This is a genomic window from Streptomyces griseorubiginosus, from assembly GCF_036345115.1.
GTDB lineage: Bacteria > Actinomycetota > Actinomycetes > Streptomycetales > Streptomycetaceae > Streptomyces > Streptomyces griseorubiginosus_C.
This window is the reverse complement of sequence record NZ_CP107766.1, coordinates 8,511,906-8,537,831: the sequence shown is the minus strand read 5'-3', so window position 1 is coordinate 8,537,831 and position 25,926 is coordinate 8,511,906. Positions and strand designations below refer to the sequence as shown.

The following is a 25,926-nucleotide window of genomic DNA, read 5'->3' as shown; positions in this document are numbered from 1 at the left end:
CGATAGGTGCCGTGCACAGTCAAGTACGTTCCGGCATCTGGGAGCTGCCTCACCGTCGGCACACGCGGCGTCAAACCGCCTCCCCGATCGCCGCGATGACGTCGGCCTTGCGCGGCTGTCCGGCGGCCCGCCGCACGACCCGGCCGCGGGCGTCGAGGACCAGCACGGTCGGCGTCTTGAGGATGTCGAGTTCGCGGACCAGGTCGAGGTTCTTCTCGGCGTCGATCTCGACGTGGGTCACTCCCGGGACCATGCCGGCGACCTCGCCGAGTACGCGCCGGGTGGCCCGGCAGGGCGCGCAGAAGGCGCTGGAGAACTGGACGAGCGTGGCGCGTTCACCGAGTTCCTCGCCCAACTCGGCCGCGCCGAGCCTCTTGTCCTCATCACGCCCGCGCACCCGTACTCTCCCGTTCCGTCGCCGTTGCAGCACCCCGTAGGCGCTCGCCGCCGCGAGCACCGCCACGCACACCACAAGTCCGGTCATAACCTGCACAAGCATTCACGAGACTGCAAAGATTCCCACCTCCCCTAATTCTTTCCCTTGCGGAATGCTTGATTCATGGACATCGATGCAAGGGGGCCGCGCTTCGGCGCGGCGGTGACGACCGTCGTCCTGGCGGCCGTTCTGATCACGGGCAGTGTCTGGCTGCTGGCCTGGCAGACGCTGGCGTTCGCGCTGGGCGCGGCGGGTGGGGTGGGGCGTTCGCCGTACGGCTGGCTGTTCCGCACGGCGGTACGGCCGCGGATCGGACCGCCGACCGAGTTCGAGTCACCCGAACCGCCGCGGTTCGCCCAGGCGGTGGGCCTCGCCTTCGCGGGCCTGGGACTGGTGGGGTACGGGATCGGGCCGGAGTGGCTCGGGCTCGCCGCCACCGGTGCGGCGCTCGCGGCGGCCTTTCTCAACGCCACGTTCGGGTACTGCCTGGGTTGCGAGTTGTACCTGCTCGTACGGCGGGTGACGGTACGCGCGGAGTAAAGGCGGTTTAAAAGCCCGAGGTGGATCACAGGGACGACGTGACGAGAATCTCTCGCGCGTCGGGCACCAGGGCTGGCTCCCCGCCCGTTCTTGGGGCACGATCTGCGAGATGCCGTAAACCTACGGCTGCGTAACTTAGTGCCGGGACTCCCTTCCCCGGCAGAGCAGGAAGGGCCCACCCCGCCCATGGCAGAGCTTGTCTACCGTCCCGTCGTCGGATTCGCCCAGGCGCTGTTCAAGGCGTGGGACCTCAAGATCGACTGCAAGGGTTCGGAGAACATCCCACGCTCGGGCGGCGCCGTGCTGGTGAGCAATCACATCAGCTACCTGGACTTCGTCTTCAACGGCCTGGCCGCGCTCCCGCAGAAGCGTCTCGTGCGTTTCATGGCGAAGGAGTCGGTGTTCCGCCACAAGGTCTCGGGTCCGCTGATGCGCGGGATGAAGCACATCCCGGTCGACCGCGAGCAGGGCGAGACGGCGTACGCCCATGCCCTCGAGTCGCTGCGGTCGGGCGAGATCGTCGGGGTCTTCCCGGAGGCGACGATCTCGCAGTCCTTCACCCTGAAGAGCTTCAAGTCGGGTGCGGCGCGGATGGCGCAGGAGGCGGGCGTCCCCCTGATCCCGATGGCCGTCTGGGGCACCCAGCGGCTGTGGACCAAGGGACACCCGCGCAACTTCAAGCGCAGCCACATCCCGATCACGATCCGGGTCGGCGAGGCGATCGAGGCGTCCAAGGACAAGTACGCCGGAGCCATCACCCGCCAAGTACGGGACCGCGTCAACGAGTTGCTGGAAGCCGCCCAGCGGGCCTACCCCGTCCGCCCGAAGGGTCCGACCGACACATGGTGGATGCCGGCACACCTCGGGGGCACGGCCCCCACGCCCGAAGAGGTCCGCGCGGCCGAGGCCCGCTAGGACCGCGCACCTGCTGGCGGCGACCGGCGAAGCTGAGGAAGTGTCCAGGTACGCCGCCGCACTGGCACGCGAGCACGGCCTCTTCTGCTTCGATCCGCAGTGAGCGCCTCCGGTCGTGAGCTGACCACTCAAGCGCGAGGGCCGTGCAGGCTCACCGGCCAGAGCTGGTCGGCATCCCGAACAGGAGGACGGCCACCACCAGGGTCACCGGTATGGCCAACGCCACGGCCAGCCCGGCCATGGCGCCCCAGGCCGTCAGTCGAGCACTGGTCCTCGCGTAGTCATCGGACTTACCGGGATTCATCGGAGCCGTCCTCGCTGCCTCCAGCGATCTTGCCGCCGACGAACACCACTCCCAGCCCGAGGGCGGCTGCACCGGCGGCTGCCACCAGCTTCATCCCGGCCCCCAGGAACTGCTTGCTCTCGCTGTCCTTCTCGTACACCTGGCGCACGTTCTGGTCGAGGCGGTCATGAAGGGCCTCCCTCTGTTCCCAGGTGAGGTCGTCCCGGCCGAGGTCGGTGCGCAGCGCGTCCCGCTGGTCCTGCGAAGCCTGATAAAAGCGGTTCTGGCTGTTCTCGTTGGCCGCGAGAGTGGACTTGTGGGCCTCCGCCACTGCATCGATATCGGCCTTGCCCAGGTCCTTGAAGGCAGGGAACTGCTCGATGAGCTTGAGCCGCACCTCGGTTGCCATCTCGGGCATCGCCGCCGCGAACTTGATCACCTTGTCCTTCGACAGGTTCCGCCAGTTCGGGATACCCAACTTCCGCTTGAGCTCTGCTTCGTTCACGTCGCCCATACCCTGACTCCGTCCATCGTCCCGTGCGCATCCCGGATGGTAGCGGTGCCCGCCGCCAAGCCATTGCCTCAGTCGGCCGCCGGGACCAGGTCGATCCATGCCCCCGGGCTGAACTTCTCCAGCAGTTCCGCCAGTTCGGTGGCCGCTCTCTCCGCGTCCGCCACCGGCATCGGCGGCAGGCTCTCCAGCAGGAAGATGGCGGAGACCGTCTCCTCCGTGAGGCGAGTGCGGGGGCCCTGGCGCCAGTTCCAGCGTCGGCAGGTGACGCCGGTGTCGTCGCACCACACGACCTCCCCCGCCTCCGGGTGCTCGACGACCTCATCCCCCGCGGCCACCGTCACGAAGTCCTCGTCACCGCCGGCCCGTACGAGCCGCATGCCGCCCCGGACGCGGTCGAGGTCCTCACCGCCGACGGGGACGAGATGGGCGACGCTGATCGCGTTGTAGAGGTCGACCAGGAGGTTGACGCGGGGCAGGCCCGCGCCCGACAGGGCCCTCTTCGCCAGCGCCTCCGCCGAGTTGCGAGTACGGGACGGCTTCGCGCCGAACGCCGTGTAGACCTCCCGCCAGGCCGCCATGTGCGGGTCCTCGTGCGGGGCGCGCCCGTCCAGTCGTACGGCGAGACGGGCGGCCGCGTCGTCGAGGAGTGCCGAACTGGCGTCGGTACTGGGCCCGTTGACGAGTCCGTGGGCTTCCACGGCGAGGTGCGTGAAGCCGGGCGCGAGGACCCGGACCTCGTCGGACACGGTCAGGGAGAGGGTCATGGGGTGCCTCAGAGTGCGACGGGGAGCGCTTTCCAGAGGTGCGGCCGGTCCGGGGCCGCTTTCAGGACGCCCAGGACAGTCGGGTGTGGTTCAGCGTACAGGACCGGGTAGTCCATCTCGCTGGACTCCGGTTCGGGCGTGAACGCCAGCCGCTCGCCGTCGAGGGAGAACTGCGCGTCCACCCCGGGCTTGTTGCCCCGGGGGTCCTGGCGGTGCCAGGCGCCGTTGAACCGCACGGCGACCAGACCGTGCACCACGTCGAGCTTCTGGTAGCAGAGCGCGGTCGGGATGTCCTCGGCGCGCAGCAGGGCGGCCAGCGCGTGGGCCTTGGCGAAGCAGATGCCGGTGCCCTGCTCCAGGACGTCGGACGCCCGCCAGGTGACGCGGAGATCGCCGGAGTCCTGGGAGTGCGGGATGGTGTCGCGGACGAACTCGAAGGCCAGCCGCGCATAGGCATACGAGTCATCGGCCTTCCGGGCGAGATGCGCGGCCGTATCACGCACCAGCGGGTGGTGATGGTCGATCGCCTCGTCAGCGGCCAAGTACGCGGAAAGGTCGGGGGTGTTCTGGATCAGCTCCATGACGGCAGAGCATAGGAATGCGATCACCCAACAGTCAATGACTTTTCAGGTGACCGCATATCTATGCACAGCTCGTCAGCGCGCCATCTCCTCCTTCAGCGCCGCCACGAACGTGTCCACGTCCTCCTCGGTGGTGTCGAAGGCGCACATCCAGCGGACGTCGCCCGCGGCCTCGTCCCAGAAGTAGAAGCGGAAGCGCTTCTGGAGCCGCTCGCTCACGTCGTGCGGCAACCGCGCGAAGACCCCGTTGGCCTGCACCGGGTAGAGGATCTCCACCCCGTGGACCGCACGCACTCCCTCGGCCAGGCGCTGGGCCATCTCGTTGGCGTGGCGGGCGTTGCGCAGCCACAGGTCCTTGGCGAGCAGGGCCTCCAACTGGACCGACACGAAACGCATCTTGGAGGCGAGCTGCATCGACAGCTTGCGCAGGTGCTTCATGTGGGAGACCGCGTCCTGGTTGATCACCACGACCGCCTCGCCGAACAGCGCGCCGTTCTTCGTCCCGCCGAGGGAGAGGATGTCGACGCCGACCGCGTTGGTGAACGTCCGCATCGGGACGTCCAGGGACGCTGCCGCGTTGGCTATGCGGGAGCCGTCCAGGTGCACCTTCATGCCACGCGCGTGTGCGTGCTCGCAGATCGCGCGGATCTCGTCCGGCGTGTAGAGCGTGCCGAGCTCCGTGGACTGGGTGATCGAGACGGCCTGCGGCATGGCACGGTGCTCGTCCTCCCAGCCGTACGCCTGCCGGTCGATCAGCTCGGGAGTGAGCTTCCCGTCCGGCGTCGGCACGGTGAGCAGCTTCAGGCCGCCCATCCGCTCGGGGGCGCCGCCCTCGTCGACGTTGATGTGCGCGCTCTCGGCGCAGATCACCGCGCCCCAGCGGTCGGTGACCGCCTGGAGCGCGACGACGTTGGCGCCGGTGCCGTTGAAGACCGGGAACGCCTCGGCCGTGGCCCCGAAGTGGCTGCGGATGATCCCCTGGAGGTGCTCGGTGTAGTCGTCCTCGCCGTACGCGACCTGGTGCCCGCCGTTGGCCAGGGCCAGGGCGGCGAGCACCTCCGGGTGGGCCCCGGCGTAGTTGTCGCTGGCGAAGCCGCGGACCTGCGGGTCGTGACGGCGGCGCGCCTGCGTGAAAGCGGTCGGGTTCACGGCTTCTCGGTCAGCCACAGACGGTTTCCGTTCACTTCGGCGGCGGGCTTCTCCCAGACACCGGCGATGGCCTCGGCCAGATCCTTGACGTCGGTGAAGCCCGCGAACTTCGCGTTGGGCCGCTCCGCGCGCATGGCCTCGTGCACCAGTGCCTTCACCACCAGGATCGCAGCCGCGGACGTCGGTCCGTCAGCGCCCCCGGCCTTGCGGAAGGCGTCGGCGAGGGCGAGCGTCCAGGCCTCGGCGGCGGCCTTGGCGGCGGCGTACGAGGCGTTGCCCGCGGTCGGCTTCGTCGCACCGGCGGCGCTGATCAGGACGTAACGGCCGCGGTCGCTGCGCTGGAGGCCCTCGTAGAAGGCCAGCGAGGTGTGCTGCACGGTGCGGACGAGCAGCAGCTCCAGGAAGTCCCAGTCGTCCAGGCTCGACTTGATGAAGGTCTCGCTGCCGCGCCAGCCGCCGACGAGGTGGACCAGGCCGTCGACCCGCCCGAAGTCCTTCTCGATGTGCATGGCCCAGTCGCGGGTGGAGTCCAGGTCGAGCAGGTCGACCGGTTCCCCGGTGACGGTCGCGCCGCCGGACGCGTAGCGGGCCGCGTCCACGGCCTCCGCGAGCCGCTCCGGGTCGTTGTCCGCGCCGACGACGGTCGCGCCCGCCTCGGCCAGTCGCAGCAGCGCCGCGCGGCCCGCGGGCCCGCCCGCGCCGGCCACCGCGATCACCGCACCGCTGAGAGCTCCGTTCCCCACCATGCGCTTCGCCTCCTGAGCTGTTGTGGTGCGGTCGCTCACGCGGCGACCCGCTCGGCACTCTCCGCCGTGATGCCCCGAGTGGAGGCGATCACGTTCTTCAGCTTCTTGGAGAGGGCCTCATAGAACATGCTCAGCGGAAACTCGTCCGGAAGCACGTCATCGACGAGTTTCCGGGGCGGCAGCGACAGGTCGAGGGCGTCGGGACCCTTGGCCCACTTGGAGCCCGGGTGCGGGGCGAGGTACTGGGAGACCAGGTCGTAGGCGGCGAACCAGTGGACCAGCTTCGGGCGGTCGATGCCGGCCCGGTAGAGGTCCTCGATCTCGGCGCACAGCTGGTTGGTGACCTGCGGGGCGCGCTGCCAGTCGATGAAGAGCTTGTTGTCGGTCCAGCGCACCACGTCGTGCTTGTGCAGGTAGGCGAAGAGGAGCTGGCCGCCGAGGCCGTCGTAGTTGCGCACTCGCTCGCCGGTGACCGGGAAGCGGAACATGCGGTCGAAGAGGACCGCGTACTGCACGTCACGGGCCTGCGGGACGCCGTCCTCCTGGAGCTTCACGGCCTCCTTGAAGGCGGTGAGGTCGCAGCGCAGCTCTTCGAGGCCGTACATCCAGAACGGCTGGCGCTGCTTGATCATGAACGGGTCGAAGGGCAGGTCGCCGTGGCTGTGGGTGCGGTCGTGGACCATGTCCCACAGGACGAAGGCCTCCTCGCAGCGCTTCTGGTCGTGGACCATCGCGGCGATGTCCTCGGGCAGCTCCAGGCCCAGGATGCCGACCGCGGCGTCGGTGACCCGGCGGAAGCGGGCGGCCTCGCGGTCGCAGAAGATGCCGCCCCAGGAGAAGCGTTCCGGCGCCTCGCGCACGGCGATGGTCTCCGGGAAGAGGACGGCGGAGTTGGTGTCGTAGCCGGCCGTGAAGTCCTCGAACTTGATGCCGCAGAACAGCGGGTTGTCGTAGCGCGTGCGCTCCAGCTCGGCCAGCCAGTCGGGCCAGACCATGCGCAGCACGACCGCCTCCAGGTTGCGGTCGGGGTTGCCGTTCTGCGTGTACATCGCGAAGACGACCAGGTGCTGGAGGCCGTCCGCGCGGTTCGCGGCGGGCTGGAAGGCCAGCAGGGAGTCCAGGAAGTCGGGCACCCCGAAGCCGCCCTCGGCCCAGCGCCTCAGGTCCTTCACGAGGGCCGCGTGGTAGTCGGCGTCGTGCGGCAGCAGGGGGGACAGCTCCTCCACGGCCTCCACGACACGCCGTACGGCGTCCTCGGCCTCCGCGCGCCCGGGGGCGCCCTCGGCCTCGAAGTCGATCGCCCCGTCCTTGGACTGCCATGGCCGGATCCGCTCCACGGCATCCTTGAGCACGGGCCATGCCGGGTGCTCCACCACCCTGGTCACGGGAGGAACCTGGTCCCCCGAAGCCGCCTGCACAAGAATTTCCGTCATGTCCCATCCTCCACGGGAGAAGCTCGCGTACGAAGACCGTATACATACGAGCTTCCGCCCAGCAAGAGCGGTTACGGGAAGTTATCCTGCCCAACCCAATGGTCACCGAACTTTTTCCCGTCGCATGCCATGAACACCGCGATTCCGGGTAGGTGATACCGCTTCCCCTCACGTCACCGCGATCCCTCGTGTACGCACGGGTCCATCACGCGGTGTAGCCGTTAGGCTGCGGCTCACCGAGCCGCCGTCGACGGAAGCGAGTTGAACCTTGAACTTCCTTACCATCGGTCATCGCGGAGTCATGGGTACCGAACCCGAGAACACCCTCCGTTCCTTCGTCGCCGCCCAGCAGGCCGGCCTCGACGTCATCGAACTCGATCTGCATCTGAGCAAGGACGGCGCCCTCGTCGTCATGCACGACACCCACGTGGACCGCACGACCGACGGAACCGGCCCGATCGCCGAGAAGACCCTCACCGAGCTGCGCGCCCTGGACGCCGGGCGCGGGGAACAGGTGCCGGTGTTCGAGGAGGTGCTTGACACCGTCCGCTCGCCGCTCCAGGCGGAGATCAAGGACATCGCGGCGGCCCGGGCCCTGGCCGAGGTCATGATCCGGCGCGACCTGGTCTCCCGGGTGGAGGTGTCCTCGTTCCACGACGAGGCGATCGCCGAGATCGGCCGGCTGGTGCCCGGCGTACGGACCGCGCTGATCGGCAGCCGGTTCGGCCCCGACATCGTGGAGCGCGCCGTCGAGGCCGGCGCCGGGACCGTCTGCCTCAACATCCGCCGGCTGACCCTGGAGGTCGTGGAGGCGGCCCGCAAGGCGGACCTGAAGATCATCGGCTGGGTGGTGAACACCCAGGACCATCTGCGCCTGGTGCGCGCCCTGGAGCTGGACGGCGCCACGACCGACTACCCCGAGATCAAGCGCACCGGCCGCTTCACCGCCTGAGACCGGGCAGGAACGTCACACCAACGGCTTGACCAGCAGCTCGAACCGGAGGTCGTCGCGCTGCGGAATGCCGAAGCGCTCGTCGCCGTACGGGAAGGGTGTCATCTTTCCCGTACGGCGGTAGCCGCGCCGCTCGTACCAGGCGATGAGGTCGTCGCGCACGGAGATCACCGTCATGTGCATCTCGGTGACGCCCCAGGCCTCCCGGACGATCCGCTCCGCCTCCGCGATGATCACCTTCCCGAGGCCGCCGCCCTGGAGCGTGGGGCTGACCGCGAACATCCCGAAGTAGGCGTAGGTGCCCCGGTGTTCGAGCTGGCAGCAGGCGACGATCCGCCCGTCCCGCTCCACCGTCAGCAGCCGGCTGTCGGGCGACTTGATGACCGCGAGCACTCCCTCTGGGTCGGTGCGCTGTCCCTCCAGGATGTCCGCCTCGGTGGTCCACCCGGCCCGGCTGTCGTCCCCTCGGTACGCCGACTCGACCAGCGCGACGAGGGTGTCCACGTCGGCGTCGGTGGCGTCACGGAAGGTGAGTCCGGTGGTGGTCTCCATGGGGCGCATCTCCACTTCAGGGGCACGGCTCGGGCACGGTTGAGAGTAACCCCCCGGCTAGGCTCGCCCGCATGGTGCACGTACTGAGCGGCCGCGTCCTGCTGCGGCCCACCGATCCGGAGCGTTCCCGCGTCTTCTACGGCGATCAGCTGGGCCTCGCCGTGTACCGCGAGTTCGGTACGGGGCCGGAGCGGGGCACGGTCTACTTCCTCGGCGGTGGCTTCCTGGAACTGTCGGGACGCTCCGAGGCCCCGCCCGCCGCGGACGTGCGGCTGTGGCTCCAGGTCCCGGACGTGACCGCGGCCCACGAGGAGCTGCTCGCCAAGGGGGTCGAGATCGTACGGCCGCCGGTGAAGGAGCCGTGGGGGCTGGTGGAGATGTGGGTGGCGGACCCGGACGGGACGCCGATCGTGCTGGTGGAGGTGCCGGCGGACCATCCGATCCGGTACCGGCCCGGGATCTGACCCGCCCTGCACACACGCGACGCCGTCCGTTCCCCTCCCTTGGATATGCTCCGCCGACCGCTGTCGCCCCCGAGGGCGTCGAGCAGTGGAGGAGCACATGAGCGTGGACGTGAACGCCCCGGCCTGGCACCGGCAGCGGTGGGCGGCCAGGGTGTCGCTGACGACGGCCGCTCTCGCCGTCCTGCTGCCGCTCGGCCTCGGCGGGTTCCGCGGTGTGCTGCTGCTGGCGGCCGGATTGGCCGCCGCGGCCGTCACGGCGGCGGCGCTGTGGTGGACCCTGACCCGGCGCGGTCCGGAGCGCTGGCTGGCTGCCGTGGTCGCGGTCGTCACGCCCACCGCCGTCGTCGTGCTGTTCGCGGTGACCCTGGGCTGGGCGCTCCTGCTGTCGCTTGCGCTGTGGGCCGTGGCCGTGTGGAGCGGGCGGTACGCGCTGCGCAGCACCGGCCGCCTTCCCCGGCGGATGAAGGAGCACCGGGCGCGGTCGGTGGAGCGGCCCTTCCTGATCATGAACCCCCGCTCCGGCGGCGGGAAGGTCGAGCGGTTCGGGCTGAAGGAGAAGGCCGAGCGGCTGGGGGCCGGGGTCGTGCTGCTCGATGCGGAGGAGCAGCAGGACGTGACCGCGCTGGCGCGGGAGGCCGTGGCCCGGGGCGCGGACCTGCTGGGTGTCGCGGGCGGGGACGGTACCCAGGCGCTGGTCGCCGCCGTCGCCGCGGAGCACGACCTGCCGTTCCTGGTCATCTCGGCCGGTACCCGCAACCACTTCGCCATGGACCTCGGCCTCGACCGCACCGACCCCTCGACCTGCCTGGACGCGCTCACCGACGGGGTCGAGCTGCGGGTGGACCTGGGTTTCGCCGGGGACCATCCGTTCGTCAACAACGCCTCCTTCGGGGCCTACGCGGCGGTCGTCCAGAGTCCCGCCTACCGCGACGACAAGATCGGCACCACGCTGGAGCTGCTGCCCGATCTCCTCACCCGCCAGCGTGGCCCGCATCTGACCGCGCGGGTCGGTGAGACGACCCTCGACGGGCCGCAGGCGGTGCTGGTGAGCAACAACGCGTACCGCACCGGCGACCCCGCGGGGCTCGGCCGGCGCCGACGCCTCGACTCCGGGCAGCTCGGCGTGCTCGGCGTGAAGGTGGACAGCGCGGCCGAGGCGGCGGCCCTGCTGCTCGCCCCCGATCCGCAGGGGCTCGTGGTGCTGTCCGCGCGAGAGGCGGTCGTCGACGCCGACCGACCGGAGATCGAGGTCGGCGTCGACGGCGAGGCCCTGACCCTGCCCACGCCGGTCCACTGCCGCATCGTCCCCGGGGCGCTACGGGTCCGCGTGCCGCGGAGACGACCGGGTGTGCCGGTGGTACAACCCCGCCTGAACTGGCGGAGGTTGAGGAAACTGGCGGCGACCGCGGGACGCGGGTGAGGCGGGGCGGGGCCGCCTGCTCAGCGCGGCTCAGTCCTCGACCGGCTCGTAGTCGAACCAGTCGAAGCGGACCGTGCCGAGCGTGGCGTAGGTGCCGATGACCCGGCCGGTGAAGCCGCCGGCGACCTCGGTGGAGAGGTAGCGGCCGTCGAGAGCGGCCAGTTCGGTGTACCCGCCGTCCGCGTCCTCCACGCCGAGGGTGACGGTGTCCGGTCCCTGACGTGGATCGGTGACCTTCCGGGTGGCGGTCATATCGACCCTGAGCACGACCGGGCCGGCCGGCGTCGGGTGGGAGGCGACCACCGTGCGCAGTGTGCCGACGCGGGCGATCACCCGTACCTGGCCGGGCTCCGTCTCGATCTCGTAGTGGTGCCGCTCGTCGAGCCGGACGGCCAGTCCGCCGCGCCCGTCGGACGGGTCGGCGAGGACGCGGGCGCGGCACGAGAGGTGCTGCTGGCGGCGGCCGAGGAAGGTGACCTCGGGATCGTCGAGGGAGTCCCCGCGGGCGCGCAGAGTCAGCCAGCCGGGCCGCTCCCCGGTGGTGCAGTGCGCGGTGGAACGCGAGCGCGGTGAGATCCAGCCGTGGGCGAGTTCACCGGAGTCGAAGTCGTCCCGGACCGGCTCCACCGCGGGTTCGTGCAGCGGCCACGGCGGCGCGGCCATGTCGAGAGCGACCTCGCCGACGACCGGCCAGTCGTCGACCCAGGTCACCGGGGCGAGGAAGGTCTCACGGCCGAGGACGTGCCAGCCGGGAGTGCCGCCCTGGGGCCGCACGCCGAGGAACACCATCCACCACGAGCCGTCAGGACCCTGGACGAGGTCCCCGTGACCGGTGTTCTGGACGGGGTGGTCGGTGCCGCGATGGGTCAGGACCGGGTTGTCGGGGCAGGGCTCGAAGGGCCCGTCGGGGGTGCGGCCACGGGCGATCGAGACCCCGTGGCACCGCTCGGTGCCGCCCTCGGCGATGAGCAGGTACCAGTAGTCGCCGATCCGGTACAGGTGCGGTGCCTCGGGGGCCTTGGCGCCGGGGGCGCCGGACCACAGACGCCGCGGTTCGCCGATCGTCTCCCCGGTGAGCGGGTCGATGCGGTACTGGCTGACGCCCGCGACCGTGCACCGGCAGATGCCGTCGTCGTCCCAGGCGAGGTCCGGGTCGATGCCGTGCACCCCGGGCAGCCGGATCGGGTCGGACCAGGGGCCGGCCGGGTCGGTGGCGGTGAACAGCATGTTGCCGTCGGCGCTGACGTTGGTGACGATCAGCCAGAAGCGGCCGTCGTGGTGGCGCAGGGTGGGTGCGTACAGCCCGCCGGAGGAGGCCGCGCCGGGCGGCAGCCGCAGTTGCTCCGGCCGGTCGAGCGCGTTGCCGATCAGGGTCCAGTGCACCAGGTCGCGGCTGTGGAAGAGGGGCACGCCCGGGAAGTACTCGAAGCTGGAGCACGCGAGGTAGTAGTCCTCGCCCACCCGGCAGATGCTCGGATCGGGGTGGAACCCCGGGATCACGGGGTTGCTGACGGTCCGCGCAGGCGTGCTCGACAAGGCGAGTCCTTTCGGTGGGCCTCTCCGCACCCGGCTCGCACCGGGAGAAACTGTCGCTCCTTCAGACGGATAGTTTCCAGCGGAGGTTAGCGAGACGCCTCGACCATGGTCAACGGTCCCGTACGGCGTGGACCGCGCCGTCAGCTCTTGGGCGGGGCGGTGCTGCCGCGGACCGTCAGGGTGGTCGCGAGCTCCAGGCCGGCCTGGGGTGCCCGCTCGCCGCGGCCGAGGGTGAGCGCCAGCTCGGTCGCGGCCACGGCCATCTCGGTCAGGGGCTGGTGGACGGTGGTGAGCGGCGGGTCCACCCAGGCGACGACCGGCAGATCGTCGAATCCGACCACGCTCAGATCGTCGGGGATGCGCAGACCGGCGTCGCGCGCCGCCTGATAGACGCCGAGGGCCTGGAGGTCGTTGGCGGTGAAGATCGCCGTGGGCCGTTCGGGCCGGGCCAGCAGGGCGCGCGCCGCGTCGCAGCCGTCCTCGCGGGTCAGCGCGGTGTGCACGACGAGCTCTGGATCGACGGCCAGTCCGGCGGCCCCGAGCGCGGAGCGGTAGCCGTCCAGCCGCGCGGCGCAGCACAGTTGGCCCTCGGGGCCGCTGATCATGGCGATGCGCCGGTGCCCGAGCTCGGTGAGGTGCCGGGTCGCGGCACGGCCGCCGGACCAGTTGGTGGCGCCTACGTAGGGGACGTCGTCCGGCAGCTCCACGATGGGGTCGAGGACGACGAACGGAATTCCCTTCGCGGTCAGTTGGGCGCGCTCGGCCTCCGAGAGCTGTGCCACGGACAGCACGCAGTTCGGGCGCCGCGACACGGTGTCCTCCCAGGCCGGTGCGGCACCGTCGTGCAGGCCGAACTCCGACACCATGACGCCGACGCGGTGTTGGCGGGCCACCCGCTCCACACCGCGGATGATCTCGACGGCCCACATGTCCTTGAGCTCACGGAAGACGAGCTCGACGACCTTGCTGCGCTGGGATCCGGGCTTGCGGTAGCCGTACCGCTCGATCAGCTCCTCGACCCGGGCGCGGGTGTCCGCCGAGACCCCCGACTTGCCGTTGAGCACCTTGGAGACGGTCGGAACGGACACTCCCGCGGTCTCGGCGATGTACGCGATGGTGACCGACTTCGGCGCTTCGCTCCGCTCGCGCTCCTGATCGGTCGGACCGGCTGCTGCGTTGTCCGCCAAGGTGACCTTCCCGATCGTCGAACCGCTGGAAGGGCGCCACGGACGCCCCGGCTCATTCTGGCACCCCCTGTCGGCACACCTGTGGCCACTGACGCTTCCTTATGTTCATTTCTCCGCCGCGTGCAACGAAAGTTTCTCAGCGCCTGGCACCTCACGACGGGGTGCCCGGCCTCCCGTCAGGACGGCTCGTCCCCCGCGGTCAGCGGTGTCACCGTCACCTGGTCGATGACCGGGGCGTACGCGGAGCGCTGGCCGTACTCGTTCCTGGTGTCGCCCGCGAAGTCGGGGAGCTCGTCGGCGGTGAAGGTGAGGGTGTTGAGGCCGGGGCGCAGGGTGACGGGCACGGCCAGGGTCCAGAAGTTGTTGAAGTGGAAGGTGGTGGGGAACAGGACCCGGTGTGCCGGGCCGCCGTTGACGGAGATGTCGGCGTGGCGGCAGACCGGGTCCGGGTTGTAGTGGGTGGCGGGCGGCTGCTCGCCGTTGGAGTAGCGGACGGTCAGCGCGTGGCGTCCGGCGCGGTCCGCGGTGACCGTCAGGGAGAGCGCGTTCGCGGGCCCGGCGCCGACGCCCTCGACCGCCTTGCCGCCGTGGGCGTACGGGTATCCGGTCACCCTCGCCGTCCCGGTCAGGACGCCTTCCGCGGCGGCGTACACGCTCGTGGGCAGGAGTCCGCGCGAAGGGGCGATCCGCAGTCGGTCCACGACCAGTCGGTCCGAGGTCCCGGTCACGGTGACCTTGTTGACGCCGCCAGCCAGGAAGAGGGGTACGGCGCCGCGCTCGACGCGTCCGATCTCCTCGCCGTTGACGCTCAACACTCCTTCCCCGGGCCCGAGTACGTCGACGGTGACGGAGGCTTCGCCGTCGTCGGCCGCGTGCGCCCAGAAGGTGACGGTGCCGCCTCGCGGGAGTACGGCGACTCCGGGCCCGGAGGCTCCGCGATGGGCGTGGCTGACCCGGGCACCCCCGCCGAGATCCGCGAACTCGGCGTCGTACAGGGCGGTTTCGTCCTCGCCGCGCAGGACCAGGTCCAGCTTGTCGACGACCGCGTCGCCCTTGGTGACACCGAGGTCGGGGTCCTGGGCGGCGAGGGTGATCCGGTGCCGGCCCGCCGTCAGCCGCACCCGGGTGTCGGTGTGCCCCCACACCGCCGGCTTGTAGCCGAGCGGCAGCCGCAGTTCGCGCGGGTCCTCGCCGTCGACGCGCAGGAAGACGTTGGTGGGACCCTGCTCGCGCACCAGGTCCGCGAGATTGTGCGAGTTGGCGAACACCAGCAGGTCGTACGTCCCGTCCTGCGGGACCTCGACGTCGAACGCGAGCACCCCGTCGGAGCCGGTGCGCAGTCCTCCCACGTGGTAGCCGCCGGAGGTGGCGAACCGGTCGACGGCGGACGGGGATCCCTCGGGCCCGTTCTTCGAGTAGCCCTGGCCCGTGTAGGTCGCGTCCTCGGCCTCGTACGTCCGCCTCCAGCGCACCGCGGGCGGCAGGGAAGCGGCCCCGTTGCCGCCGGGTGAGAGGATCACCTGGTACGCGGACATCGCGTCGAGATCGGTCAGACCGATCGTCACCCGGCCGTCCGTCACCGGGAGTTCCTCGTCGCGGAGCCGCAACGGCTGTTCGCCGGCGCCGAGTTGACCGGTCCAGGGGATCTCCACGAGCCGCACGTGCGCCACGGCGCCGAAGACCTCCGCGTCCACGCCCTCGAAGACGAGGTCCGCCGCACCGTCCGCTCCCCCGAACAGCGCCCGCGCCTGCCGTTTGTCGCGGTCGAGGGTGGCGACGCCCTGGAGGGTGTACTGCACGTTGGGGTGCGGGGCGACGACCCGGACGGTGTTCCCGGTCAGCTGTCCGTAGGCGTTGTAAAGCCACCACTGGCCGTTGGCCTTGTTCGCCTCCACCGCCGAGTCGTTGAGGTTGCCCGCGATGTTCCAGTAGGCGAGGTCGGCGTCGACCTTCGACTCCTCGATCGCGGCGATCCACTGGATCATCTGGCCGGGCACCGAGACGTGGTAGTTGTGCGCGTACTCGTTGATGTTGACGGGCAGCGGCCCGATCCCCAACTCCCGTTCCAGCTCGCGGTACTTGGCTATGTTGGTGCGGACCTCGTCGGGTGAGGACAGTTCGTGCCAGGTGACGATGTCCGGCAGCACGTCACGGGACTTCGCGAACTCGAGGAAGTCCCTGACCTCGGGGTACAGGATGCAGGTGTTGGGTCCGGCCACCCGGGCGTCCGGGTCGAGGTCCTTGATCAGGCGGTAGGCGGCCTCCCAGCCGGCGAAGTAGTGGTCCGGCTCGGTCCGCCAGGACACCCCGTCGTAGCTCCACTCCCCCTCGCCGAACATGTTGCCCTCGGGCTCGTTGAACGGCACGTACACGACGTGGGACCTCAACTCCCCCAGGGTCAGCACGTGTTCGACCTGGCGGCGGATCACGTCCAGGTGCCCCGCGAGCCGCTCCTCGCCGGTGGCGCCGGGCCACTCGTAGGGAAAGCCGCGGTAGAAGTCGGGCAGGTAGACGTAGACGTCCTTGCCGCCGGCCGCGACGAAAGGCGGCAGGATCTCCAGGGCGTCGCCGCCGGGGTGCTGGGTGCCGTCCTGGGCCTTGGTCGTCACCGTGCGCGGGTACATGCCCTCGACCACCACGCGGCTGGGCACGCCGTCGCCGTAGAGGCCGTAGAGGGTGCCGCTCGCTCCGCCGTGGAAGGGGCCGGTCTCGGTGCCGAGGTCGATGGTGAGCTGGTCGGGGGCGGGGCCTTCGGCTGTCACGGCGTCCATCCTTCGTTCGGCATGTCGTACGGCGGTCGATGATCCGCACCGACCTGGACGAACGTAGGAACCGCGGGTGGACGGCGTCAACAGGGAGCACGTTCCGAAACTTCCGAAACCGCAGGTCGGGGGCGTCAGGCGCGCAGCACTCCGAGGGTGCCCTCCAGCCGGCCGAGCAGTTCGCCGAGCCGGGCGGCGAGTTCGTCCCGCGCCTCGGGGGTGAGGACGGACAGTACGGCCGTCTCGTAGGCCAGTTGCTCGGGCAGGATCCCGTCGACCAGGTCGCGGCCGGCGTCGGTGAGCCGGACGTGGGCGACGCGCCGGTCGCGGGTGTCGCCGCGGCGTTCCACCAGGCCCCGCTCGGTCAGCTGCTTGAGGCGCTTGGTGACGGCGGCCCCGGAGGAGAAGGTCTCGCGGGCCAGGTCGCCGGGGGTGAGTTCGTGGCCGGTGCGGCGCAGGGCGCCGAGCAGGTCGAACTCGGGGCGGCTGAGCCCGGCCCGGCGCAGCGGGGCGTCCTCGGCCTGCTGGAGGAGGGCGGCGCAGCGGTTGACCCGGCCGATGATCTCCATGGGGCCGGTGTCGAGGCCGGGGTGGACGGTCTGCCACTGCCGGACGACGGCGGCGACGGTGTCGGTTCTCGTCGGGTCCGCCGGTCGTCCGTTCGGTGCCGTCATGCGCGTGCGCCCTCCGCTCTGTGGTGCCGGACCGTCGCGGCGAGCGTACGGTGTCCGGTCCGCTCGGTGCGCACGACCCTCTCCTGGGGCAGGTCCCGCTGCCACCATTCGCCGGAGGCGGCCTCGACGGTGGCCCGCAGATCGACCAGGGCGGCCGCGAGGGCACGGCGGGCACGGTCCGGCGCGCCGGGTTCCGGGTGCGGTTCCGCGAGGAGCTGCTCGGTGCGCTCCTGAGCCCTTTCCACGGCGGCCAGCGCCTGCTCGACCCGGTCGCCCGCCCGCCGGTTGGTGACGGCGACCGCGGCGACGAATCCCACCAGCGCGCCGACGAGGGTGTCGGCGACCCGCTCGGTGATCAGCCGGCCGGGCTCCTGGTGTCCGGCGAACGCGGTGATGAGCAGCGCCATCGGGGTCACGCAGATGCTGCCGAGCCAGTAGTTGCGGCCGATGAGCGCCTCGGCACCGAAGTTGAGGGCGAGGCAGCACAGCACGAGCGCGGCGGGCCCGAGATGGGCGAGCGGGACCACGGCGGCGAAGACCAGCACCCCGAGGAGGTTGCCGACGACCCGCTGGACGCCCCGGCTCCAGGTGAGGGTGACGTTGACCTGGTAGAGGGAGGCCGCGGTGACCAGGGCCCAGTAGGGGCGGCCGACGCCGAGCGCGAGGGAGGCGTAGCCGGCCAGGGCGCAGCCCAGGGCGGTGCGGACGGCGATCGGGGCGAGCGGGCCGAGGGCGCGCCACCAGGGGCGGACGGGGAGGGCCCGTTCGATGTCCACGCCGAGGAGTTCGTCGTCGTACGACGTCGTCGGGACCGGTCCGTTGCCACGCAGGGCGCGGGCCCAGGCGCGCAGCCGGCTCGGGTCGGTGTCGACCGGGGCCGCGAGGGCGACCTCGGCGCGGACGACGAGGCGTTCGAGGGCGCGCCGGGTCCCGGAGCGGGTGCCGGCCGCAAGGAGGGTGTGCCAGGCGGCCTGGACCGCGGCGTGGGCGGTCCGGCCGGAGTTGGCACTGGGGCTCTCGAGGTGCGTGGCGGTCGCGTTCAGCGCGTGGGCGGTGGCCCGTCGCTCCGGGCCGTGCGGGCGCAGCAGGCCGGGTGCCATGCCGACGAGCCACGCCCAGGCGCCCGCGGCGAGGGCCAGGGCGAGGTGGCCGGGGACCTGAGAGAGGGTCTGCGGGGCGAAGAGGGACGCGGAGCTGATGAAGGTGAGGACCACATGGCCCGGCGCGCCGATCCGGGTGGCGTCGCACAGCGTCTTCTGTACGGCGGCCACCAGGGCGCCGACCGTGACGAGGACGACCGCGCTGCCGGTGAGGGAGGCGGCGACCAGGCCGGTCCCGAGGCCGGCGACCATGCCGAGCATCACCAGGGCCAGGGCGCGGGCCCGGGCGGCGTAGGGCCGGTTGTGGGCGTAGAGCGCGCACAGGGACCCGGCCATGGTGTACATCGCCAGGTCGAGGCGGCCGAGGGCGAGCAGGGTGAGGTTGGGCGGGGCGACCGCGACGACCACGCTGAGGGCGGGCTTGAACCAGATGTCGGAGGGCTTGCCGAGGCGCAGCACGCCGGTCAGCGGGAGACGGGCGTTCATGGGATCAACCTTAACAGGTGTTTTACTCGTAAACGATACTCGCCCGGCCTCCCTGACCTGCTGTGCTCCGTCGCACGCTCCCCGTGTACATCCTTGCGCTCGATTGCGCGCCGCACGGCCCGGGCATCCCTTGACCGACCGTCGACGGGGGAGGTGGACGTGCACGGACCGGCTTCGCCCGGCTGGCTGCTCGTGGCGCTCTGCGCGGCGACCGGGGCGTACTGCCTGCTGCGGATGCGCAGCAGGGTCGAGGAACAGCGCCGGGCCGCGGGCGGCGAGGCGCTGATGGGCTTCGGCATGGCCGCGATGGCCGTACCGGCCGCCGTGTTCACGCCCCCCACGTGGGCCTGGCCGCTCTACGCGGCCGTGTTCGGCGCGGCCGCCCTGCGCGCGCTGTGGGCGGCGCGCACCGACACCCATCATCTGCACCACCTGGTGGGGGCCGGGGCCATGGTCTACATGGCGGTGGTGATGGCGACCTCGCCCGGACACCACGGCGGTGCGGGAGTACCCCTGGTGACGGGTGTGCTGCTCCTCTACTTCACGGGGTACGTCCTGCTGTCCGGCGCCCGCCTGATACCGGTGCCCGCCGGTGTCACGGCCGTCGGCTGGGGCGACCGGCCCGAACTCGCGCGCGCGTGCCGGCTGTCGATGGGCATCGCGATGGTGGCCATGCTGCTCACGATGTGAGTCGGCGCCCCCTCACCCGGGGGATTGGCCTCGAGGCGGACCGGTCGGCGAGGATCGCAGTATGCACACCTCGTCCGTCGACTCCCCGCCCCGCCCCCCGGAGCACCGGACCGCGGCTCGCGCCACCGGTGTCCTCACCCTGTGCTCGGTGCTGCTGCTCGTGCTGGTGGTCGCCGACTGGCGCCCGCTGCTCAGCGCCGACGGCGACATCGCCGACACCACGCACCGCTGGGCGGTCGACGAACCAGGGCTCACCCATGCCTTCCGGATCCTCTCGGACTGGGTCTGGGACCCCTGGACGATGCGCATCCTGGCCGCGGCCGCGGCGATCTGGCTGGTGTGGCGACGCCATGCCCGCTGGACGGCCCTATGGCTGGTGGCCACATGTGCGCTGGGCACACTGGTCCAGCAGGTCCTGAAAGCCGCCGTCGGCCGTGAACGCCCCGTCTGGCCGGACCCCGTCGACACCGCGCACTTCGCGGCCTACCCCTCGGGGCACGCCCTGACGGCCACGGTCGTGTGCGGCCTCCTGCTGTGGCTCCTCCACCGTCACGGCGTCCGAGGTGCCCTGTGGGTGACGGCCCTGTCCGTCGCCGTGCTCTCCGTCGTGGGCGTCGGCCTGACCCGTGTCTGGCTGGGCGTCCACTGGCCCTCCGACGTGCTCGGCGGGTGGGTCCTGGGCGCGGCGCTGGTGGCGCTGGCGGTGCTGGTCCACCGGCGCTGGGTGCCGGGGGCGGGGCAGCGAGAAGAGCACACGGGGCCGTACGACGAGTGAGCACCGGCGCCTAGGATCGTCGTATGACTGCCGTCCTCTTCGACTTCTCGGGCACCCTCTTCCGGATCGAGTCCACCGAGTCCTGGCTGCGGGCCGTCCTCGACGAGGCCGGACTCACCCTCGCCGAGGCCGAGTTGACGCGCGCCGCGCGGGCACTGGAGAACGCGGGGGCGCTGCCCGGCGGGATGGCGCCCGGGGTGCCGATGCCGGACGAGGTCGCCGCCGTGTGGGAGGTGCGGGACGAGAGCGCCGAGTTGCACCGGTCCGCCTACACCGGTCTCTCGCGGCTGGTCCCGCTGCCGGACCCGGCCCTGCACGACGCGCTGTACGAACGGCACATGTCCCCCGCCGCGTGGCAGCCCTACCCCGACGCCGCCGAGGTGCTGCGCACCCTGCGCGAGCGCGGGATCGGGGTGGGCGTGGTCAGCAACATCGGCTGGGACCTCCGGCCCGTCTTCCGCGCGCACGGCCTCGATCCGTACGTCGACGCGTACGTGCTGTCGTACGAGCACGGCGTCCAGAAGCCGGATCCCAGGCTTTTCAAGACAGCCTGCGCGGTGCTCGGCGTCGAACCCCGGGACGTCCTGATGGTCGGCGACGACCGGCGGGCGGACGGCGGTGCGGCGGCCCTGGGCTGCGGGGTGCACTTCGTGGACCACCTGCCGGTGGCGCGGCGCCCCGACGGGCTGCGGCCGGTCCTCGACCTGGTCGGCCGGTAGCGGGGAGCGACCTCGCGCAGGCGCCCTGGTCGCGGTCGGAAAAAGGTGTCCGAAAACGGGGTGGTCACCCCGCCGGGAAGGTCGCCTGAGGCCACCATTGGGGCGTATGCTCGCCCACCCTGGACGATCCCCCGCGTCGCCCAGAGCAGGCGGCAGCCCCGACCAGGCCTTTCACGGGCCGGTCCGGACGCGCTGAGTATAGTTGGCTGATAGCCAGTCAACGCAGGAGTTACAGCATGTCCCCGCGCAGCGCCTCGGTCAATGAAGAGTTGCGCCGCCGTTCCCGGGAGCGGCTCCTGCAGGCGGCTCTCGAACTGGTCTCCGAGCGCGGATACGAGTCCACGACCCTCGGCGACATCGCGGACCGGGCCGGTTCGGCGCGCGGTCTGGTGTCGTACTACTTCCCCGGCAAGCGTCAGCTGGTGCAGTCCGCCGTGCACCGGCTCATGCACCGCACGCTGGAGGAGGCCCTGGAGCGCGAGCCGCGCACCGAGGACGGCCGGGAGCGGATGGCGCGGGCCATCGACGCGGTCCTCGGCCTGGCCCGGGACCGGACCGTGCTGATGCGCCAGCACATGGCCGGCCTGCTGGACACCGACGGCTTCGTGGAGTGCCCGGAGCAGCAGCGCCTGGCCGAACTGCTGCGGGACACCATGGAGCGCCACGGCTCGCAGACGGTCGAGACCGACTACCCGATGCTGCGCTCACAGCTCATGGGCGCGGTCTACGCGATGGTCGTGCCGAACGTCCCGATGCCGATCGGGACGCTGCGCGCCGAACTGTTCGCGCGCTACCGGCTCGACTGGGAGCAGGGCGTCCCGCCGGGCACCGAGGCGCCCGGCGGGACGGGTGACGCGAATCTGTCGCGGTTCTTCGAGACGGGCCGGGAGCCCGGGGATCAGTCGAAGTAGTCCGGCTGCGTCTGGACGTTGAGCTCCCCGAGCCGCACCTTCTTGGCCGGATCCGTCCGCCGGTCGCTGAGCTTCAGCACGTCGAAGCCCTTGGCGATGTCGTTGGAGTAGATGTAGCCGTTGTAGTAGTACGCCGACCACGCTCCGCCGGTCTGCATGGCGGTGGTGCTCAGCGGGCCGCGCTCGAAGTAGCCGATCTCCCTGGGCTTCGCGGAGTCGGTGAACTCCCAGACGGAGACACCGCCCTGGTACCAGGCCTGGACCATGATGTCCTTGCCCTTGACCGGGATCAGCGAGCCGTTGTGCGCGACGCAGTTCTCGGTGTCGGCCTGGTGGCGCGGGATCTTGAAGTAGCTGCGGAAGACGAGCTTGCGCTTGTCGCCCTTGCCAACGATGTCGTAGATGCCGTCGGCACCGCGGTTCGGACCGATCTGCGCGTTGCAGGTGGCCGCACCGCCGCCGCCCAACTCGTCGGTGAAGACGACCTTGTTCGCCTTCTGGTTGAAGGTCGCCGAGTGCCAGAACGCGAAGTTCACGTTGTCCTGGACCCGGTCGATGACCTTCGGGCGCTCCGGGTCCTTGATGGAGAACAGGATGCCGTCACCCATGCAGGCGCCCGCCGCGAGGTCCTTGTCCGGGAGGACCGTGATGTCGTGGCAGCCGGTGGTCTTGGAGACGCCCGGGTTGGTGGGCGCGCCGGGGTTGCCGCCGCCGTCGGGGCCCTCGCCGGGGAAGAGCACCGGGAAGCTCACGACCGCGGCCTTCTCGGGGGCGTTGCGCGGCACCTTGATGACCGAGATGCCGTCGTGCGGCGGCTGGCAGTCGGGGTAGGTGGCGCTCGGCGAGTACGAGGAGACGTAGAGGTAGACGTTCCGGCGCTCGGGCACCAGCGTGTGGGTGTGCGAGCCGCAGGCGGTCTCCACGGCGGCGACGTACTTCGGGTTCCGCTTGTCGCTGATGTCGAAGACCTTCATGCCCTCCCACGACGACTTCTCGGTCGCGGGCTGGGTGGTGCTGCTGCAACTGCTGTCACTGCGCGAGGAGTCGGTGGAGAGGAACAGCAGGTTCCCGGAGACGGAGATGTCGTTCTGCGAACCGGGGCACAGCACCTGGGCGACCGTCCTCGGCGCCTTCGGGTTGCTGATGTCGAAGATGCGGAAGCCGTCGTAGTTGCCGGCGAACGCGTACCGGCCCTGGAAGGCCAGGTCCGAATTGGTGCCGGGCAGCGCGTCCTTGGGGACGTTGACGAGGTGTTCGATGTTGTCGGAGTGGACGATCTCGTCCTGGCCGGGGATCTCGCCGTCGGCTATCGCCGCGCGCACTTCGGCCTCGGTGCTCCTGGACACCCCCTTGCTCGCGGCCGGCCCGTCCCCGGGGTCGGGGGTGGCGACGGCCGGACCGGCGGTCAGCAGCGCGGCCAGGAGGCCCGCGGCGGCCGCGGCAACTCCCAGACGTCTGTGCCGGGTTCGGGACTCACTCAACAGGATCACTGTTTCCTCCCTGTGCCGTTCATGTGGAACGGTTCACGCGTCACCGCAGTATCGTCTTCACCATGCACAGATCAACAGAGGGCAACGAACCTGTAATGAAGGGACCATGGGTGACCACTGTGCTTTTCGGCCGCGTGCCGTACGTGACGGCCGTCCTGGCGGCCGTCGCGGCCCTGGCCCTCGCGGGCTGCGACTCCGACGCGGACCCCAAGTCGGCTTCGTCGACCGGGCCTTCGGTACTGGTGCCGGGCAAGCCGGGTGAGGCGAACCGCACGCTCTCCGCGCAGGACGCCGAGGAGCAGCGCGCCGACGACGACACCCCGAACTCGGCGGACGTGTCCTACGCCCGCATGATGATCGCGCACCACGCCCAGGCCCTGGAGCTGACCGAACTGGCCCCGACGCATGCCGAGTCGGCGAAGCTCAAGGCCCTCGCCGAGCGGATCTCGGCCGCCCAGGGACCGGAGATCGAGGCGATGCGGGCTTGGCTGAAAGAGCACGGCCAGTCCGAGAAGAGCGAGGGGCACTCGCACGCCACGATGCCCGGCATGGCGACCGAGTCCCAGCTGAAGAACCTGCGGGCGGCGAAGGGGAAGGCGTTCGACGAGCTCTTCCTCACGCTGATGATCACTCACCACCAGGGGGCGATCACCATGGCGGCGGAGGTCAAGGGGCAGGGCAACAACATCCGGATCGAGGAGATGGCGGACGACGTGGTGGCCCAGCAGACGAGCGAGATCAACCGGATGCGGGACATGCTCTGAGCCGGATCCGAGCAGCCAAAAGGCTTGTTCAGCGCCGGGCGTGACGGGGCGTCAGGAATCCGGCGTCACGCGCCTGGGAGATGAGCCGGAGCGACTTGCGGCGGCTGTGCCCCGTCGCGCACATCACCGCGAGGACCGGGTCGACGCCGTCCTCCTGGGCGGCCCGGTACTCCTGCGCGATCAGCCATCGCCCCTCGATCCCGCGGGGCCAGGCCGGGCGCGCCCGACTCGCGCCAGCCGCCCCGGCATCGGCCTGCGCCTCGGGCCGCCGGCCGCACGCCTCGAAGAGGGGCCCCTCGATCCAGTCCGCGAGCACGCCCAGGTCGTCGAGCGACAGCGCCGGCTGCGCCCGCACGTCCTCCAGGGAGACACCGCCCTCGGTCACCACCGCGAGCGTGTCCACCCGGGCACCGTCGGCGAAGGCCAGCCGGACGTGGAACCACGCCGTCGCGCCCCCGTCCTCCCGCACTTCCCACGCGGGCCACACGGACACGCTGCCGTCCGTCGGACAACGATCAGAAAGATTAAGAAAGGATGCTTCTAGCACATACGCAACGTAACCGCATGATCACACTCCCTGTGAACGGACACGCACGCCAAGGCCGCTCCGGCACCCTGTCAGAGCAGCACCGGCGGTGCGATCCTGGAGGTGTCAGCGACTCCTCTCGTAAGGAGTTCCGCCGTGCTGCGTGTCGCCGTCGTCGGCTCCGGGCCCAGCGGGTGCTACACCGCCCAGAGCCTCGTCCAGCAGGACCCCGACGTGCTCGTCGACGTCCTGGACCGGTTGCCCTGTCCCTACGGTCTGGTGCGCTACGGGGTGGCACCGGACCACGAGAAGATCAAGTCGCTCCAGAACAACCTGCGCACGGTCCTGGAGCACGACCGGGTGCGGTTCCTCGGCGGTGTCGGGGTCGGCCCGGACGGCGTGCCGGCCGCGCGGCTGCGCGAGCTGTACCACGCCGTCGTGCACTGCGTGGGCGCCGCGACCGACCGCCGGCTCGGCATCCCGGGCGAGGACCTGCCGGGCAGCTGGTCGGCGACCGAGTTCGTGTCCTGGTACAGCGCGCACCCCGACGCCACGGCCGACGGCTTCGTCGTGGGGGCGCGGTCGGCGGTGGTCATCGGCGTCGGCAACGTCGCGGTCGACGTGACGCGGATGCTGGCGCGCGGGGTGACGGAGCTCAGCCCCACCGACATCCCGCAGCCCGCGCTGACCGCGCTGGCGGCCAGCCGCGTGACGGACGTCCACATGGTCGGTCGGCGCGGCCCCTCCCAGGCCCGCTTCACCACCAAGGAGCTGCGCGAGCTGGGCTCCCTACCGGACGTCGAAGTGGCGGTACGGTCCGAGGAGTTGGCACGGGACCCGGCGTACCTGGACCCCAGTGCCCTGCCCGCGCCACAGCGCCGGAACGTGGAGGTGCTGCGGGGCTGGGCGGGAGCAGCCCCGCACCAGGCGCCCCGCACCATCTCGTTGCGCTTCTTCCTCCGCCCGGTCGAACTCCTCGCCGAGGGGGGCCGGGTGGGCGCCGTCCGCTTCGAACGGACGGTGCCGGACGGGCGCGGGGGCGTGCGCGGGACCGGTGAATTCGAGGAGATCGAGGCGCAGTTGGTGCTGCGGTCGGTGGGGTACCGGGGTCTGCCGGTGGCTGGGCTGCCGTTCGACGCGGAGAGCGGCACGGTGCCCAACATCGACGGCCGTGTCGTGCACGGCGGCTTCGTCGTGCGGGGCGAGTACGTGGCCGGCTGGATCAAGCGCGGTCCCACCGGAGTGATCGGCACCAACCGCCCGGACGCCAAGGAGACGGTGACGTCCCTGCTCGAGGACGCCTCCGTGCTCGTACGCAAAGAGCTGCACGGGGATCCGCTCGACGCGCTGCGGGCGGACGGCGTCGAGCCGGTCGAGTGGACGGGCTGGTGCGCGATAGAGCAAGCGGAAGCGGAGCTGGGTGCGTCGCTGGGCCGGGGCGTGGTGAAACTCCCCGACTGGCAGTCCCTGCTGAACGCCGCTCACGGCACGGCCCTCTAGGGCCCGCACGAGGCAACGAACCGGCAACACCCCGGACATCAACAAACTGTGCAAGGA

27 protein-coding genes are annotated in these 25,926 nt (G+C 71.0%); 11 read left to right on the top strand and 16 right to left on the bottom strand.

Annotated elements, in window-relative coordinates; genetic code table 11:
* Positions 1–70: 70 nt before the first annotated feature.
* Entirely contained in the window at positions 71–484 is a 414-nt protein-coding gene (locus OHN19_RS38510) for a thioredoxin family protein (protein ID WP_330269805.1), read from the bottom strand.
* Positions 485–559: 75 nt separating this feature from the next.
* On the opposite strand from OHN19_RS38510, the gene OHN19_RS38505 reads away from it, so the two are divergent.
* Positions 560–976, top strand: coding sequence for a DUF4395 domain-containing protein (locus tag OHN19_RS38505; RefSeq protein WP_330268628.1), 417 nt, complete (start codon positions 560–562; stop codon positions 974–976).
* Positions 977–1,162: 186 nt separating this feature from the next.
* On the top strand, positions 1,163–1,891 hold the full coding sequence (locus OHN19_RS38500) for a lysophospholipid acyltransferase family protein (protein ID WP_330268627.1): 729 nt from the start codon (positions 1,163–1,165) through the stop codon (positions 1,889–1,891).
* 151 nt (positions 1,892–2,042) lie between these two features.
* Here the strand turns inward: OHN19_RS38500 and OHN19_RS38495 are convergent, their stop codons facing one another.
* The 7 genes from OHN19_RS38495 to OHN19_RS38465 form a co-directional block, all read right to left on the bottom strand.
* The gene (locus OHN19_RS38495; protein WP_330268626.1) at positions 2,043–2,195 is read right to left on the bottom strand and encodes a hypothetical protein; all 153 of its coding nucleotides are present in this window, start codon (positions 2,193–2,195) and stop codon (positions 2,043–2,045) included.
* Complete coding sequence (locus OHN19_RS38490) at positions 2,182–2,688, bottom strand: hypothetical protein (protein ID WP_330268625.1); 507 nt, start codon at positions 2,686–2,688, stop codon at positions 2,182–2,184. Before OHN19_RS38490 ends, OHN19_RS38495 begins: the two co-directional genes overlap by 14 nt.
* Positions 2,689–2,756: 68 nt before the next feature.
* The gene (locus OHN19_RS38485; protein ID WP_330268624.1) at positions 2,757–3,452 is read right to left on the bottom strand and encodes a B3/4 domain-containing protein; all 696 of its coding nucleotides are present in this window, start codon (positions 3,450–3,452) and stop codon (positions 2,757–2,759) included.
* Positions 3,453–3,460: 8 nt separating this feature from the next.
* Entirely contained in the window at positions 3,461–4,033 is a 573-nt protein-coding gene (locus tag OHN19_RS38480; RefSeq protein WP_330268623.1) for a transglutaminase domain-containing protein, read from the bottom strand.
* 75 nt (positions 4,034–4,108) lie between these two features.
* Positions 4,109–5,182 (bottom strand): low specificity L-threonine aldolase, encoded by a 1,074-nt coding sequence (locus tag OHN19_RS38475; RefSeq protein WP_330268622.1) that lies wholly within the window; start codon positions 5,180–5,182, stop codon positions 4,109–4,111.
* Entirely contained in the window at positions 5,179–5,928 is a 750-nt protein-coding gene (locus OHN19_RS38470; RefSeq protein ID WP_330268621.1) for an SDR family oxidoreductase, read from the bottom strand. Before OHN19_RS38470 ends, OHN19_RS38475 begins: the two co-directional genes overlap by 4 nt.
* Positions 5,929–5,963: 35 nt before the next feature.
* Positions 5,964–7,361, bottom strand: coding sequence for a DUF6421 family protein (locus tag OHN19_RS38465; RefSeq protein WP_330268620.1), 1,398 nt, complete (start codon positions 7,359–7,361; stop codon positions 5,964–5,966).
* Between the two features lie 268 nt (positions 7,362–7,629).
* Here OHN19_RS38465 and OHN19_RS38460 point away from each other — a divergent pair, with 268 nt between their 5' ends.
* A complete protein-coding gene (locus OHN19_RS38460) occupies positions 7,630–8,313 on the top strand; it encodes a glycerophosphodiester phosphodiesterase (RefSeq protein ID WP_330268619.1) in 684 nt (227 codons plus the stop codon).
* A 15-nt stretch (positions 8,314–8,328) separates the two neighbouring features.
* On the opposite strand, the gene OHN19_RS38455 is transcribed toward OHN19_RS38460, so the two are convergent.
* Positions 8,329–8,865, bottom strand: a complete 537-nt coding sequence (locus OHN19_RS38455) for a GNAT family N-acetyltransferase (RefSeq protein WP_330268618.1) — start codon at positions 8,863–8,865, stop codon at positions 8,329–8,331.
* 71 nt (positions 8,866–8,936) lie between these two features.
* Between OHN19_RS38455 and OHN19_RS38450 the strand changes: the two genes are divergently transcribed.
* On the top strand, positions 8,937–9,329 hold the full coding sequence (locus OHN19_RS38450) for a VOC family protein (RefSeq protein ID WP_069762562.1): 393 nt from the start codon (positions 8,937–8,939) through the stop codon (positions 9,327–9,329).
* Between the two features lie 97 nt (positions 9,330–9,426).
* On the top strand, positions 9,427–10,749 hold the full coding sequence (locus OHN19_RS38445; protein WP_330268617.1) for a diacylglycerol/lipid kinase family protein: 1,323 nt from the start codon (positions 9,427–9,429) through the stop codon (positions 10,747–10,749).
* A 30-nt stretch (positions 10,750–10,779) separates the two neighbouring features.
* Here the strand turns inward: OHN19_RS38445 and OHN19_RS38440 are convergent, their stop codons facing one another.
* The 5 genes from OHN19_RS38440 to OHN19_RS38420 all read right to left on the bottom strand — a co-directional run bounded on the left by OHN19_RS38440 (position 10,780) and on the right by OHN19_RS38420 (position 18,494).
* Positions 10,780–12,285, bottom strand: a complete 1,506-nt coding sequence (locus OHN19_RS38440) for a glycoside hydrolase family 43 protein (RefSeq protein WP_330268616.1) — start codon at positions 12,283–12,285, stop codon at positions 10,780–10,782.
* Positions 12,286–12,425: 140 nt separating this feature from the next.
* On the bottom strand, positions 12,426–13,472 hold the full coding sequence (locus tag OHN19_RS38435) for a LacI family DNA-binding transcriptional regulator (RefSeq protein WP_419249558.1): 1,047 nt from the start codon (positions 13,470–13,472) through the stop codon (positions 12,426–12,428).
* A gap of 176 nt (positions 13,473–13,648) precedes the next feature.
* Positions 13,649–16,243, bottom strand: coding sequence for a cellulosome protein (locus tag OHN19_RS38430; protein ID WP_330268615.1), 2,595 nt, complete (start codon positions 16,241–16,243; stop codon positions 13,649–13,651).
* Positions 16,244–16,368: 125 nt separating this feature from the next.
* The gene (locus OHN19_RS38425) at positions 16,369–16,908 is read right to left on the bottom strand and encodes a MarR family transcriptional regulator (protein WP_330268614.1); all 540 of its coding nucleotides are present in this window, start codon (positions 16,906–16,908) and stop codon (positions 16,369–16,371) included.
* Positions 16,905–18,494, bottom strand: coding sequence for an FUSC family protein (locus OHN19_RS38420; protein WP_330268613.1), 1,590 nt, complete (start codon positions 18,492–18,494; stop codon positions 16,905–16,907). The genes OHN19_RS38425 and OHN19_RS38420 overlap by 4 nt, the downstream gene beginning before the upstream one ends.
* Positions 18,495–18,653: 159 nt before the next feature.
* Between OHN19_RS38420 and OHN19_RS38415 the strand changes: the two genes are divergently transcribed.
* The 4 genes from OHN19_RS38415 to OHN19_RS38400 all read left to right on the top strand — a co-directional run bounded on the left by OHN19_RS38415 (position 18,654) and on the right by OHN19_RS38400 (position 21,589).
* Positions 18,654–19,184, top strand: a complete 531-nt coding sequence (locus tag OHN19_RS38415; RefSeq protein WP_330268612.1) for a DUF5134 domain-containing protein — start codon at positions 18,654–18,656, stop codon at positions 19,182–19,184.
* 61 nt (positions 19,185–19,245) lie between these two features.
* Entirely contained in the window at positions 19,246–19,959 is a 714-nt protein-coding gene (locus OHN19_RS38410; RefSeq protein WP_330268611.1) for a phosphatase PAP2 family protein, read from the top strand.
* Positions 19,960–19,982: 23 nt separating this feature from the next.
* Positions 19,983–20,678 (top strand): HAD-IA family hydrolase, encoded by a 696-nt coding sequence (locus OHN19_RS38405; protein ID WP_330268610.1) that lies wholly within the window; start codon positions 19,983–19,985, stop codon positions 20,676–20,678.
* A gap of 236 nt (positions 20,679–20,914) precedes the next feature.
* A complete protein-coding gene (locus OHN19_RS38400) occupies positions 20,915–21,589 on the top strand; it encodes a helix-turn-helix domain-containing protein (RefSeq protein ID WP_330268609.1) in 675 nt (224 codons plus the stop codon).
* Here the strand turns inward: OHN19_RS38400 and OHN19_RS38395 are convergent.
* Complete coding sequence (locus OHN19_RS38395; RefSeq protein ID WP_330268608.1) at positions 21,577–23,079, bottom strand: hypothetical protein; 1,503 nt, start codon at positions 23,077–23,079, stop codon at positions 21,577–21,579. The two genes, OHN19_RS38400 and OHN19_RS38395, sit on opposite strands and share 13 nt — an antisense overlap.
* Before the next feature lie 95 nt (positions 23,080–23,174).
* On the opposite strand from OHN19_RS38395, the gene OHN19_RS38390 reads away from it, so the two are divergent.
* Positions 23,175–23,843, top strand: a complete 669-nt coding sequence (locus tag OHN19_RS38390) for a DUF305 domain-containing protein (protein WP_391193739.1) — start codon at positions 23,175–23,177, stop codon at positions 23,841–23,843.
* A 28-nt stretch (positions 23,844–23,871) separates the two neighbouring features.
* Here the strand turns inward: OHN19_RS38390 and OHN19_RS38385 are convergent, their stop codons facing one another.
* Positions 23,872–24,336, bottom strand: a complete 465-nt coding sequence (locus OHN19_RS38385) for a DUF6214 family protein (protein WP_330268607.1) — start codon at positions 24,334–24,336, stop codon at positions 23,872–23,874.
* A gap of 189 nt (positions 24,337–24,525) precedes the next feature.
* Between OHN19_RS38385 and OHN19_RS38380 the strand changes: the two genes are divergently transcribed.
* A complete protein-coding gene (locus OHN19_RS38380) occupies positions 24,526–25,869 on the top strand; it encodes an FAD-dependent oxidoreductase (RefSeq protein WP_330268606.1) in 1,344 nt (447 codons plus the stop codon).
* Positions 25,870–25,926 lie beyond the last annotated feature (57 nt).